The organism is Ensifer sp. NM-2 (assembly GCF_003024455.1).
Classification (GTDB): domain Bacteria; phylum Pseudomonadota; class Alphaproteobacteria; order Rhizobiales; family Rhizobiaceae; genus Ensifer; species Ensifer canadensis.
On sequence record NZ_PVZR01000004.1, the window covers coordinates 216,288 to 229,803 of the forward strand.

General features: G+C 62.7%; 11 protein-coding genes. 6 read left to right on the forward strand and 5 right to left on the reverse strand.

Annotated elements, in window-relative coordinates:
• Positions 1 to 31: 31 nt before the first annotated feature.
• Together C6558_RS10505 and guaD are read left to right on the forward strand one after the other, a co-directional pair.
• Positions 32 to 1,270: a urate hydroxylase PuuD gene (locus tag C6558_RS10505; protein ID WP_025428599.1), complete on the forward strand. Its 1,239-nt coding sequence runs from the start codon at positions 32 to 34 to the stop codon at positions 1,268 to 1,270.
• On the forward strand, positions 1,267 to 2,622 hold the full coding sequence (gene guaD / locus C6558_RS10510; RefSeq protein WP_057211253.1) for a guanine deaminase: 1,356 nt from the start codon (positions 1,267 to 1,269) through the stop codon (positions 2,620 to 2,622). The genes C6558_RS10505 and guaD overlap by 4 nt, the downstream gene beginning before the upstream one ends.
• Positions 2,623 to 2,729: 107 nt before the next feature.
• On the opposite strand, the gene C6558_RS10515 is transcribed toward guaD, so the two are convergent.
• Positions 2,730 to 3,551, reverse strand: a complete 822-nt coding sequence (locus C6558_RS10515) for an IclR family transcriptional regulator (protein WP_025428601.1) — start codon at positions 3,549 to 3,551, stop codon at positions 2,730 to 2,732.
• Positions 3,552 to 3,720: 169 nt separating this feature from the next.
• On the opposite strand from C6558_RS10515, the gene gcl reads away from it, so the two are divergent.
• From gcl to C6558_RS10535, 4 genes are all read left to right on the forward strand, one after another.
• Entirely contained in the window at positions 3,721 to 5,505 is a 1,785-nt protein-coding gene (gene gcl, locus C6558_RS10520; RefSeq protein ID WP_025428602.1) for a glyoxylate carboligase, read from the forward strand.
• Between the two features lie 26 nt (positions 5,506 to 5,531).
• Positions 5,532 to 6,347, forward strand: a complete 816-nt coding sequence (hyi, locus tag C6558_RS10525) for a hydroxypyruvate isomerase (protein WP_057211251.1) — start codon at positions 5,532 to 5,534, stop codon at positions 6,345 to 6,347.
• Between the two features lie 5 nt (positions 6,348 to 6,352).
• On the forward strand, positions 6,353 to 7,237 hold the full coding sequence (glxR, locus tag C6558_RS10530) for a 2-hydroxy-3-oxopropionate reductase (RefSeq protein ID WP_057211249.1): 885 nt from the start codon (positions 6,353 to 6,355) through the stop codon (positions 7,235 to 7,237).
• A 123-nt stretch (positions 7,238 to 7,360) separates the two neighbouring features.
• Positions 7,361 to 8,629, forward strand: coding sequence for a glycerate kinase (locus C6558_RS10535; protein ID WP_057211247.1), 1,269 nt, complete (start codon positions 7,361 to 7,363; stop codon positions 8,627 to 8,629).
• Positions 8,630 to 8,668: 39 nt separating this feature from the next.
• Here C6558_RS10535 and hpaH read toward each other — a convergent pair whose 3' ends face one another.
• The 4 genes from hpaH to pbpC form a co-directional block, all read right to left on the reverse strand.
• Positions 8,669 to 9,484, reverse strand: coding sequence for a 2-oxo-hept-4-ene-1,7-dioate hydratase (gene hpaH, locus C6558_RS10540; protein ID WP_057211245.1), 816 nt, complete (start codon positions 9,482 to 9,484; stop codon positions 8,669 to 8,671).
• A 146-nt stretch (positions 9,485 to 9,630) separates the two neighbouring features.
• Complete coding sequence (locus C6558_RS10545; protein WP_025428607.1) at positions 9,631 to 10,242, reverse strand: LysE family translocator; 612 nt, start codon at positions 10,240 to 10,242, stop codon at positions 9,631 to 9,633.
• 207 nt (positions 10,243 to 10,449) lie between these two features.
• Positions 10,450 to 11,109, reverse strand: coding sequence for a response regulator transcription factor (locus C6558_RS10550; RefSeq protein WP_057211243.1), 660 nt, complete (start codon positions 11,107 to 11,109; stop codon positions 10,450 to 10,452).
• A 317-nt stretch (positions 11,110 to 11,426) separates the two neighbouring features.
• Complete coding sequence (gene pbpC, locus C6558_RS10555) at positions 11,427 to 13,508, reverse strand: penicillin-binding protein 1C (protein WP_057218119.1); 2,082 nt, start codon at positions 13,506 to 13,508, stop codon at positions 11,427 to 11,429.
• Positions 13,509 to 13,516: the final 8 nt, after the last annotated feature.

Here is a 13,516-nt window from a genome sequence, read left to right on the forward strand (position 1 = left end):
ATAATGCGCCACGGAGAAATGGGAGAATTGCATGTACGAGTATGCCATAGCCTGGGATTGGCTCACCTTTGCCATGAGATGGCTACACGTCATCACCGGTATCGCATGGATCGGTTCGTCGTTTTATTTCGTCGCGCTCGATCTTGGCCTGAAGAAAAGACCCGATCTGCCTGTTGGAGCCTACGGCGAGGAATGGCAGGTCCACGGCGGCGGCTTCTATCATATCCAGAAGTATCTGGTGGCTCCATCAAACATGCCGGAGCACCTGATCTGGTTCAAATGGGAATCCTACGTCACCTGGCTTTCCGGTTTCGGCATGCTGTGCATGGTCTATTACGCCGGCGCTGACCTTTACCTGATCGACCCCAATGTGCTCGACGTATCGAAGACGACGGCGATCGCCATTTCGCTGGCATCGATCGGCTTCGGCTGGCTTGCCTATGATGCGATCTGCAAGTCGCCGGCCGGCCGCGACAACACCAAGCTGATGGTGCTCCTGTATTTCATCCTCGTCGGCATGGCCTGGGGCTATACGCAGCTTTTCACCGGCCGCGCCGCCTTCCTGCATCTGGGCGCCTTCACCGCGACGATCATGTCGGCGAACGTCTTCTTCATCATCATCCCGAACCAGAAGATCGTCGTTGCCGACCTGATCGCCGGCCGCACGCCGGACGCCAAATACGGCGTCATCGCCAAGCAGCGTTCCACGCACAACAACTACCTGACGCTGCCTGTGCTGTTCCTGATGCTGTCGAACCATTATCCGCTGGCCTTCGGCACCCAGTACAACTGGATCATCGCCTCGCTGGTGTTCCTGATGGGCGTCACCATCCGCCACTATTTCAACACCCGTCACGCCGACAAGGGCAATCCGACCTGGACGTGGCTTGCGACCGCGCTGCTCTTCATTGTCATCATGTGGCTGTCGACCGTGCCGAAGATCCTGAGCGGCGACGAGGAGGCGAAGGTTTCGGCGGCGCAGCAGCCGTTCGTTACCGCCGAGGCCTTTCCGAAGGTTCGCGACACCGTGCTTGGCCGCTGTTCCATGTGCCACGCCAAGGAGCCCGGCTGGGAAGGGCTGGTCGTGCCGCCGAAGGGCGTGACGCTGGAGACCGACGGCGAGATCGCCGCCCACGCACGCGAAATCTATCTGCAGGCCGGCCGTTCGCACGCGATGCCGCCGGCCAATGTCACCGGCATATCGGACGAGGAGCGCAAGCTCCTCGTCGCCTGGTATGAGACGGTCGTAAAGGGAGAGAAGGTTCAATGACCGATTTGCTGATCCGCGGCCGCGTGCTGACGTTTGTCGAGGCGCCCAAAGGCATCGACGACCACGCCTCCTATCGCTACTTCGAAGATGGCGCCGTGCTGGTTCGCAACGGCAAGATTGCCGATATCGGCGAGCATTCGGACGTTGCCCGCAGGGCCGGGCCAGCAGTCAAGGTTGCCGATCATCGACCGAACCTGGTGTTGCCGGGCCTGATCGACACGCATCTGCATTTCCCGCAGACGCAGGCTATCGCGTCCTATGGTGCGCAATTGCTCGAATGGCTGAACACCTACATTTTCGTCGAGGAACAAAAGTTCCGCCAGCCGGAGCATGCTCAATTCATTGCCGGCCGGTTCATGGACGAACTGCTTTCCAACGGCACCACCACGGCCGTTGCCTATTGTTCGGTGCATCCGGAGAGTGTCGATGCCTACTTCGGCGCTGCGGAAAGCCGCGGCATGCTGATGATCGGCGGCAAGGTAATGATGGATCGCAATGCGCCCGATGCGCTGCGCGACACGCCTCAACTCGGATATGACGAGACGAAGCAACTGATCGGCAAGTGGCACGGCCGCGGCCGCGCCCACTACGCCATCAGCCCGCGTTTCGCCATCACCTCGACGCCGGAACAGATGGAGATGAGCCGGGCGCTCGTCGCCGAACATCCGGAATGCTACGTCCAGACGCATCTGTCCGAAAACAAGGACGAGATCGCCTTTGCGACGTCGCTCTACCCGGAAGCGAAGGACTATACCGACATCTATGCACGCTACGATCTTTTGACCCGCAAGACGTTGCTCGGGCACTGCATTTACCTCAGCGATCGCGAGATCTCGGTTCTCGCCGAGACCGGCGCCGTCGGCACTTTCTGCCCGACCTCGAACCTGTTCCTCGGTTCGGGCCTCTTTGACCGCGACCGTTTCGACAAACTCGGCGCGCGCTGGTCGGTGGCAACGGACGTCGGCGCCGGCACCAGCTTCTCGATGCTGGAAACCATGGATGAGGCCTACAAGGTTCTTCATCTGCAGGGTCAGCGGCTTTCGCCGTTCAACTCGTTCTACATGATGACGCTCGGCAACGCGCGGGCGCTCGATCTCGACGACCGCATCGGCTCGCTGCATATCGGCGCCGACGCCGATATCGTCGTGCTCGACAGTCGCGCCAAGCCGTCGATGGAGCTGAGAATGCGCGTGGCCAAGACGCTCGCCGAGGAACTCTTCATCCTGCAGACGATGGGCGACGACCGATCGGTGGCCGAAACCTATGTTGCCGGCAAGCCGATGAAACATCTTGCCAGCAACCAGGCAGCCGAGACAGAAGCCACAGGCGGCCGGAAATTCGAGACGGTCTGAACCATCGCGGAAGCGTGGTCTCCCAACGTTCGACGCTGAACGTTCCAATCAACGCCGTACGCAAGCCTCCCCCACAAGGGGAGGCTTTCTTGTCAAAGATCTCCTTATCAGAGATCTTCGGGGCGCTTGCCGCCCATGGCCCGGGTCAAGGCATCGGCGCGCTCGCGCACGACCGGTCCCAGCACCAAGAGCTTGTCGTCATTGACGCGCACGGATGGTCCTGAGATCGAGATCCCGGCGATCGTTTCCCCATATTCGTTGAAGATCGGCGCTGCCACGCAGCGCATGCCGAGCGTGTGTTCCTCGTCGTCGATCGACCAGCCGCGCTGGCGGATCTTCTGGATGTCCTGCAGCAGCGCCGACAGGTTGTCGCGTGTCTTGTCGGTGAAATGCGCCAGGTCGCGTCCAGCCAGCAGATGCGCGACATCCTTGTCGGCCCAGGTCGACAGGATCGCCTTGCCGATTCCGGAGGCATGGATCGGCCCGCGCCGGCCGGGGCGGAAGAAGGCCCGCATCGGGGCATGGCTTTCCACCTGCGAGATGAAGACGACATCGCCGCCTTCTTCGATGCCGATATTGGCAGTCTCACCGCTTTCTTCCATCAGCTGTTTCAGAAACGGACGGCTGATGGTGCCGAGCTTGCGGAAGCGCAGATAGGCGTTGCCGATCTCGAATGCCTTGAGGCCGATCGTCCAGGCGCCGGTGTCGGGGTCGTTCATCACCATGCCGTGGTTGGCCAGAGACGTCAGCAGCCGGTGCACGGTCGATGGCGCCATGCCTGTGACATCGGACAAGTTCGTCAATGTCGAGCCGTCGCTTTCGGCAACGACCGCCAGCAGCGTCAGGCTACGGTCGAGCACCTGCACGGAGCCGGGCGCTGCGTTTTCGCCCGCCTTTCGGCCGCGTTTTCCCTTGCCTGTCGCATCCATGATCCATCCTCCAGCAGCCGAGTCATTCCTATCATCCTCTAGCAGGACCAGGATTGATTGTTTCGAAATTCTTGAAGATGTTTATTTCCATCTGGTGGAAATGAATTCCATTTAAATGTTGAACATTGATGACAATGGGGTATCGTCTCATCAAATAGGAGGAGTTCCCATGGCTAAGATGCGTGCCGTTGATGCGGCTGTTTACGTTCTTGAGAAAGAGGGCATCGATTGTGCTTTCGGCGTGCCCGGTGCGGCAATCAATCCGTTTTATTCCGCTCTGAGGGCGCGCGGCTCGGTTCGCCACATCCTTGCCCGCCACGTAGAGGGCGCCTCGCATATGGCGGAAGGCTACACCCGCGCCAAGCACGGCAACATCGGCGTTTGCATCGGCACGTCAGGCCCGGCCGGCACCGACATGATCACCGGCCTTTACTCGGCTTCCGCCGACTCGATCCCGATCCTCTGCATCACCGGGCAGGCGCCGCGCGCCCGCCTGGACAAGGAGGATTTCCAGGCCGTCGATATCTCCAAGATCGCAGCACCTGTCACCAAGTGGGCTGTCACCGTCATGGAGCCGGCGCTGGTGCCATTCGTCTTCCAGAAGGCTTTTCACCTGATGCGCTCCGGACGACCGGGGCCGGTGCTGATCGACCTGCCGGTCGACGTCCAGCTGGCCGAGATCGAATTCGATCCCGAGACGTATGAGCCGCTCGAGCCCTACAAGCCGAAGGCGACGCGCGCGCAGGCCGAGAAGGTCATTGCGATGCTGAACGAGGCCGAGCGGCCGTTGATCGTCGCCGGTGGCGGCATCATCAATGCCGACGCCTCGGATCTCTTGACCGAATTTGCCGAGATCACCGGCGTTCCTGTCATTCCGACACTGATGGGCTGGGGTACGATCCCGGACGATCATCCGCTGATGGCCGGCATGTGCGGCCTGCAGACGTCGCATCGCTACGGCAATGCCAGCATGCTCGCCTCCGACTTCGTGCTCGGCGTCGGCAACCGTTGGGCAAACCGCCACACCGGCAACATACCGACCTATACCGAGGGTCGAAAGTTCGTTCACGTCGATATCGAACCGACGCAGATCGGACGCGTCTTCGCGCCGGATTTCGGCGTCGTCTCAGACGCGGGGGCAGCGCTGAAGCTCTTCCTTGACGTTGCGACGGAATGGAAGACCGCCGGCAAGCTGCGCGACTGGTCGGGCTGGGCGCAAGAATGCCGCGAGCGCAAGCGGACCATGCTGCGCAAGACCCATTTCGACCAGACGCCGCTAAAGCCGCAGCGCGTCTATGAAGAGATGAACAAGGCCTTCGGCCGCGACACCTGCTATGTGTCGACCATCGGCCTCAGCCAGATCGCCGGCGCGCAGTTCCTGCACGTCTACAAGCCGCGCAACTGGATCAATTGCGGCCAGGCCGGTCCGCTCGGCTGGACCCTGCCGGCTGCCCTTGGCGTGCGTGCCGCCGATCCCGATAGGCCGATCGTCGCACTTTCCGGCGACTATGATTTCCAGTTCATGATCGAGGAACTGGCGGTCGGCGCCCAGCACAAGCTGCCCTACCTGCATGTTGTCGTGAACAATTCCTACCTCGGCCTCATCCGCCAGGCGCAGCGCGGCTTTAACATGGACTTCGAAGTCAGCCTCGCCTTCGACAACATCAATGCGTCTGAAGACGCGGAGAAGGGCTATGGCGTCGACCATGTCGCCGTTGCCGAGGGTCTCGGCTGCAAGGCGATCCGGGTGCGCAGCCCCAACGAGTTCCAGGAAGCGTTCGACCGCGCCCGCGCCCTGATGGATGAGCACCAGGTTCCCGTCGTCATCGAGTTCATCCTCGAGCGCGTCACCAACATCGCCATGGGTGCGGACATCAACTCCGTCGTCGAGTTCGAGGAACTGGCGGCGCGTGGCGAAGATGCACCGACCGCGATCGAAGCGCTTCTCGATTGAAAACTATCACAAGGAGGAAAAATCGCATGGCGAAGTTCGCTGCGAACCTGACAATGCTGTTTACCGAGGCGCCGTTCCTCGATCGCTTTGCCCTTGCTGCAAAAGCCGGCTTCGAAGGCGTCGAGTATCTCTTCCCCTACGAGTTCGAGAAGGTCAGCCTGCGCGCCGAGTTGCAGCGTTACGGTCTGAAACAAGTGCTGCACAACCTGCCGGCCGGCAACTGGGCCGGCGGCGAGCGCGGCATCGCCATCCTGCCCGACCGGATCGACGAGTTCCGCAAGGGCGTGGCGAGCGCCATCGACTATGCGACCACGCTTGATTGCAAGCAGGTCAACTGCCTGGTCGGCATCGCGCCGGACGGGGTCTCGGAAGCCGTGCTGCGCACCACGCTGGTCGCCAACCTCAAGCTGGCCGCGAGCGAACTGGGCAAGCAGGGCATTCGCCTGCTGATCGAGCCGATCAACCACTTCGATATTCCCGGCTTCTACCTCAACACGGTCGAGCAGGCCGCTTCGATCATCGACGAGGTCGGCAGCGACAACCTCTTCATCCAGTACGACCTCTACCATCAGCAGCGCACGCAAGGCGAACTCATCGGTACCTACAGGCGCTTTGCCGGCCGCATCGCCCACGTCCAGCTTGCCGATAACCCGGGCCGCAACGAACCGGGTACGGGCGAGATCAACTATCCCTACGTCTTCGATGCGCTCGAAGAGGCGGGCTACGACGGCTGGATCGGCTGCGAATACAAGCCGCGCACGACCACGGTCGAGGGCCTTGGCTGGCTTGGCACCGAGCGCAAGCGCACGCAATCCGCAGACATCATCAAGATCAGGAGTTAAGCACAATGGCAACGATCGGCTTTATTGGACTGGGCATCATGGGTACGCCGATGGCACGCCATCTGCAGGATGCCGGGCATACGATCATCACTTCGAAATTTGCGATCCCGCCGCGGCAGGAACTGCTCGACAATGGCCTGACGTTTGTCGAGACGCCGAAGGCACTTGCCGAGGCGGTCGACACGATCATCCTGATGCTGCCGGACACGCCTGAAGTGAAGGACGTTCTCTTCGGCGAGAACGGCGTCGCCTACGGCCTTTCCAAGGGCAAGTTGGTCATCGACATGAGCTCGATCTCGCCGATCGAGACCAAGGAATTCGCCAAAAAGGTCCGCGAAACCGGTGCGGAATACGTCGACGCACCAGTCTCCGGCGGCGAAGTCGGTGCCAGGAACGCTTCGCTTTCGATCATGGCCGGCGGCTCTCAGGAGAGCTTCGACCGGGCCTTGCCGTTGTTCCAGCTGATGGGCAAGAACATCACCCTCGTCGGCGATTGTGGCGATGGCCAGGTGACCAAGGTCGCCAACCAGATCATCGTTGCGCTGACGATCGAGGCGGTGTCCGAGGCGCTCGTCTTCGCGTCGAAGGCCGGCGCCGATCCGGCACGGGTTCGCGAAGCGTTGATGGGTGGTTTTGCCTCCTCGCGTATTCTCGAAGTGCATGGCGATCGCATGATCAAGCGCACCTTCGATCCGGGCTTCCGCATCTCGCTGCACCAGAAGGATCTGAACCTGGCGCTGCAGGGCGCAAAATCCCTCGGCATTTCGCTACCGAACACGGCAGCGACGCAGGAGCTGTTCAACAACTGCGCCGCCAATGGTGACAGCGGGCTTGACCATTCCGGCCTGGTGCGTGCCCTTGAGCGCATGGCGAACCATCAGGTCGCCTGAAGCACCGCTACGACAGCATGAAAATACGCATGATCGACCGGCGGCCCGTTCCGTCTGCCGATCGTGCCTCCGGGCGGCGGAAGGAGGAGCCGCCGCCCGAGATCTTGGATGAAGGGGAGAGACATGGCAGCCATTGCCGATCCGCGCACGTTTCTGGAAACGCTGTTCACATCGGCGGTTGCCGCTGCCGACCCGGCACTGGTGATTGCCGCCAACCTGCCGGAGCGGCCGAAGGGCCGGACCGTCGTCGTCGGCGCCGGCAAGGGTGCGGCGCAGATGGCACAGGCCTTCGAGCGACATTGGGATGGTCCGCTTTCCGGCGTCGTCGTCACCCGCTACGGCTACGCAGCCCCTTGCCAGCGTATCGAGGTGCTGGAAGCATCGCATCCGCTGCCGGATGAAAGCGGTCTGCAGGCCTCTCGGCGCCTGATCGCCGAGGTCAGCGGCCTGTCGGAAGACGATCTGGTCGTTGCTCTTGTCTGCGGTGGTGGATCGGCCCTGCTGCCGTCACCACCTCCAGGCCTTTCGCTGGACAATGAAGTCGCCGTCAACCGGGCGCTGCTCGCCTCGGGCGCGCCGATCAGCGCCATGAATGCGGTGCGCAAGCACGTCTCATTGATCAAGGGTGGCCGGCTCGCGGCCGCGGCCTATCCGGCGAAGGTCGTTTCACTCATCGTATCTGATATTCCCGGCGATGACCCGGCGCTGGTCGCCTCCGGTCCGACCCTGCCCGACGCAAGCACTCGTGCCGACGCCCTGAAGATCATCGAGCGCTATGGCCTGCAATTGCCCGAAAAGGTTCTGGCGTGGCTCGCCGATCCGGCTGCCGATGCGCCGTCGCCGTCCGACCCGCGTTTCGCTGCCAACGAAGTACGCCTGATCGCATCCGCTTCCGTCTCGCTCGAGGCGGCTGCCGCCAAGGCGCGGGAGGCCGGCATCGAGGCAATCATTCTCTCCGACGCGATTGAAGGCGAGGCGCGTGACGTCGGCAGTGTTCACGCGGCAATCGCCCGTGAGGTCGCAGGCCGCGGCCGCCCCTTCGCGAAGCCCGTTGTCGTTCTTTCCGGCGGCGAGACGACCGTTACCATGCGCGGGGCAGGCAAGGGCGGACGCAACAGCGAGTTCCTGCTGTCGCTGGCCCTTGGCATTGATGGCGCCGTTGGCGTTGCGGCGCTTGCCGCCGATACCGATGGCATCGACGGTTCCGAGGACAATGCCGGCGCCTTTGCCGACGGAACGACGATCGCCCGGCTCGCCGCACAGCGGCTCGACGCCTCAGCACTCCTGCAGCGGAATGATAGCTGGAGTGCCTTCGACGCGCTCGGTGATATCTTCAAGCCCGGGCCGACCGGCACGAATGTCAATGATTTCCGCGCAATCCTGGTGCAATAGGACGCGAGGATGGGTGCCTAAGACATTGGTGCCGCTGGGTCAGGCGGCGCTTCGGGCGAAGTGGCAGCTGACCGTGCCGTGATTGCCGAAATCCGCAACGAAGGTGTCGCCGCTGCGCGCCTCCACCGCACGCACGAACGAGCCGGAAAGCACGATCTGGCCCGGTTCGATCGCGTCGCCATACTGCGCCAAGCGGTTGGCGAGCCAGGCGATGCCATGGGCGGGATGATTGAGAACGCCCGCCCCCAATCCGGCTTCTTCCACTTCGGCGTTGCGCGAGAGGATGGCGCCCATCCAGCGCATATCAACCGCGTCGGGGCGCATCGGTCGTCCGCCAAGGATCAGCCCGGCATTGGCCGCATTGTCGGCGATCGTATCGGCGATCCCTCGGGCTTGCTGTGTCTCGGGATCGCGTCTGACGATGCGGGTGTCGAGGATCTCAAGCGCGGGGATCACGAAGTCGGTGGCGTTGAGCACGTTCAGGATAGTGACGCGCGGCCCTTTGAGCGGCGCCTTCATCACGAAGGCGATTTCGGCCTCTACGCGAGGCTGGATGAAGCGATCGGCGGGAATGGTTGAACCATCCTCGAACAGCATGTCGTCGAACAGCACGCCGGAATCCGGCGTGTCGATATCAAGCGCCTGCTGCATGGCCTTTGACGTCAGCCCGATCTTGAAGCCGATGATCCGTCGGCCGAGGTCCCGCTTGCGCCGCACCCAGGCGGATTGAACCGCATAGGCGTCGTCTATCGTCATCCCCGGATGTTTGAGGGATAACAGGCCGACCTGGCTGCGATCGATTTCGGCCTGGTGAAGGCTCTCGGCTGCTTGCGAAATCTCGGCAGGGCTGAGCATGCGACCGTTTTCCTCTCGCACGGACGTCATCCATAGCCTTGCGATGGCATCCGAAGGACTTCGAGCTTTGCGCTGACGTTCAAGGCCCGGATATCATCGCCGAAACAATCGGGATAGGAAAGGGTTTGATCGCAAGACCCCTCGTGTCAGACGGACTGCGTTGCCAGCATCATGCCGAGGCCGATGAGGATCGAACCGCATGCCCGCGGGACCAGGCTGCTCTGGCCGGTGAAGCGACCAAGGGTCAGGGATGCGAGTATCACAGCGGCGACATCAGCGGCCGACAACGCCAGATTGACCAGCATGCCGAAGACCAGGAACTGCAGGGAGACCGGCATTGCCGCTGCCGGGTCGACGAATTGCGGCAGGAACGTCACGAAGAACAACGCCGTCTTAGGGTTGAGGATTTCGACGAGGATGCTGTCGCGCAGCACGCCGGGCTTGGCATCGGTCTTATGCGTATCATGCTTGCCGATGCCGAGCAGCATCGTGCCGCCAAGCCAGACCAGATAGACGGCGCCGGCAAGTTTGATTGCCGCATAGACAAACGGTGCATGGCTGAGAAGGGCGGCAAGCCCGAGGGTTGCGGCTGCAATATGCACATAGCAGCCGATATGGATGCCGAATGCGGCCAAAAAACCGGCTTTGCGGCCATGCGCCAAGGTCTGCGCCGTCATGTAGAGAATGGCGGGCCCCGGCATGCAGGCAAAGATCGCCGTAGCGACCGCAAACGAAATCCAGTGCTCGATCGAGGGCATCGCAGTTCCTCCGGTTTGCCGGCTGCCCCTCCGGCAGCGTGGCATTCGGCCCGACCCCGTCGGTGCGGAATCGGGTCGGCAGAGAACTACGCTTGGTTGTAGATCGGCGACATACGGCAGGTGCCGTATTTCGGAGCCTCGAACCTGCGGCCAATGATGTGGTGGTTAAGGGAATGTCACCGCTGGAGCCGGCGCGGCATGCGGATTTCAGCCAATGGGCAGGCCGATGCGCACAGCGTAGGCGGCGAGTTCGGCAGCGCTATGCAGGCTGAGCTTGCGCATCAGGTTTTCGCGGTGCTTGCGCGCGGTGAGCGGGCTGATGCCAAGCCGTTCGGCAATCTCGCGAGCCGTCAGGCCCTGAGCCGCGAGCGAAAGGATCTGCATCTCCCGCCGGGTCAGGGGAATGGGCGAAAGCGCTTCGTCGGTCGCGGACGGCAAGGTCCGTCGCTCCGGGTGGCTGACGGCAAAGCGTATCGATTGTGCGAGGTAGATTTCGTTGGCGCCAAGCGCGTCAACGGCAGAGGCAAGCTCGGCCGGGTCGCCGTTCTTCGTGAGATAACCGCTTGCGCCCGCATCTATGGCGGCGCGGACCGTTCGCGGTTCGATATTGGCGGTCAGCACTAGGATCTTCATTCTCGGAGCCAGTTCCCTGATGTCGGCGATGAACTGGATGCCTGCCACGCCCGGCATGCCGAGATCGAGGGTCAGAAGGTCTGCCGGCTCACTTCTCGCAAGCGCCAACACGGCTTCGCCGTCGGCGGCCTCGGCAACCACGGATATGCCCGCCATCGTCGAAAGTAGCATCTTCAAGCCTTCGCGAACGATGGCATGGTCGTCGGCAACGATGACGTTCATGGCCTTCGACATTTCAGCAATCCTTCATTGATATCAGCAATTGTCCGCAACCATAAACAGGTTCGCGTGCGGAGGCGATGCAAACAGCGTGAGCGACTGCAACCTCTCCTGATAGAACTACTATTTCGTCAATCTTACGCGGTGCTGGTCGCAAATTTGGTCATTCCACTACCGGTTGCCATTGATCCGAAGGAGTGGATGCGGTGAGACCCGTTGGCGGGATGCACCGTAACCCTCCATACGCGGACAGTCGGGCGCCTCGGCGGTATTCTGACCGTTCACGCCGGGTCGAGCGACGTGCGCAAACTGCAGCCGACTGAGGGTCTCATCTATTCGATAAAGACGCGCACGCTGGCGGCCCGACCCACGGCGTCGATGACCGTGAGGGTGGAATAGCCGGCGCCATCGGGCTGCCATTGCGTCGTCCGCCGGCGGGTCGGATCGGGCAACGGCTTGCCATTTGCGAGCCACCGGAAGGGCGCGCGGCCGCCCTGCAGCTTCAAAGTAAGCGGTGACATGGTCTCATGGTCGATGCCAAGTTCGACACGCGCGCCCTCGGGCGGAAAGACGATCTGTGGCGCCGGCTCGCGCGCCGAGGCGTTGACGAGGCCGCTTGCGGTCATCGAGAAGCGGCGCTGGCTGATCGGCAGCTCGATTTGGGAGATGCGCACAGCGCCCGGCGGTGCATCCGGCAGCGGCGTGATCGGCAATCCGGATTTGGCAAAGCCTTCAAAGAGAATGGGCGCGGCCGCGCCATAGCCGGTCAGCCCCGGAACGGCGCCATTGTCCGGCCGCCCGACCCAGACCCCGAGCACATAACGGCCGTCGTAGCCGACCGACCAGGCGTCGCGATAGCCATAGCTGGTGCCGGTCTTGTAGGCGATGCCGCGCTGCCGGCTTCCCGCCGGCGGCAAGACGGCCGAGAGCACATCCGAGACATGCCAGGCGGAAACGGGCGAAAGCAGCGGTTCGCCGTCGATCAGACCGGCCGTGCCGGTGATGCCATCGCCGAGCCGCACCGGGAAGCCGCGATTAGCAAGACCCGCATAGAGCTGCACGAGATCGCGCAGCGTCAGGCCGACCCCGCCAAGGCCGATTGCCAGCCCGGGTGCCTCGCCTGCGGGCAGCACAGGCTTCACCTCGGCGCGGCGGAACCTGACCATCAGCCGGGCAGGGCCGACGACGTCGAGCAGGCGAATGGCCGGAACGTTGAGCGACAGTTGCAACGCCTGGCGCACGCTGACGTCGCCTTGGTAGCTCATGTCGAAATTGCGCGGGCGGTAACCGAAGAAATCGGCCGGTCGATCCTCGATAATGGTTTCCTGGCTGACCAGGCCCTCCTCGAAGGCGAGACCGTAGATGAAGGGTTTTAGCGTCGAACCGGGCGAGCGGGTGATCCGCGTCATATCGATCCAGCCCGAGCGGCTCGCGTCGAAATAATCGGCCGAGCCGACTTCGCCGATGATCTCGCCCGTGCGTGCGTCGGCCATGATCATGGCGACGGACACTCTCGGTCCCAGTTTGGCCGCACCCTCGCGCGCAACCGCTTCGAGGCCGCGCTGGACATTGCGGCGCAGCGTCGTGTGATGCTGCACGGCCGTCGGTTGCTTGCGAAGCGCCGTCTCGGCCAGATGGGCGGCATAGGCCGGCAACTGAAGGCGGCGGTTCGGAATGGCCGTCATCGCGGCCCGTTCAGCTTCGCCTTCGCCGATCACGTCGGCAACCGCCATCCGGGTCAGGACGCGCTTGCGGGCAGCTTCGGCTGCGGCGTGGTTGCGGTCCGGCCGACGCTTTTCCGGCAATTGCGGCAGCGCCACCAGCAGCGCGGCTTCGCCTACAGATAGTCGCTTCGGTTCCTTGCCGAACCAGGCCAGGCTTGCGGCGCGCACCCCCTCAAGATTGCCGCCATAGGGCGCATGGCTGAGATAAAGGTCGAGAATCTGGTCCTTGGACAGCCGACGCTCGATCTGGATCGCGCGCGCAATCTGAAGCAGCTTGGCCGCAATGCTTCGTTGTTCGCGCGGTTCGATCAGCCGCGCCACCTGCATCGAAAGGGTGGAGGCGCCGGAAACGATGCGGCCGTTGGTGACGAACTGCAGCGCGGCGCGGCCGAGCGCCAGGAAGTCGATGCCGGCGTGCTCGCGAAACCGCTGGTCCTCATAGGCAACCAGCATCCGCAGAAACTGCGGGTCGACGTCACCGACAGTCGTGTTCAGCCGCCAGAGACCGTCAGGTGTTGCAAAGGCCCTGAGCAATTGGCCGTCGACGTCGAGAACCTCGCGAGACACGATGCCAGCCGCTCCCAGTGGCGGCGGAAATGCCTGGTCAGCCTTGTCGAGCGCAAAGGCAGACAGCCCCGTCAGCAACAGGCCGACGGGGATCGCGATCAGCAATTTTTGCCTTATCGACATTATCGGGC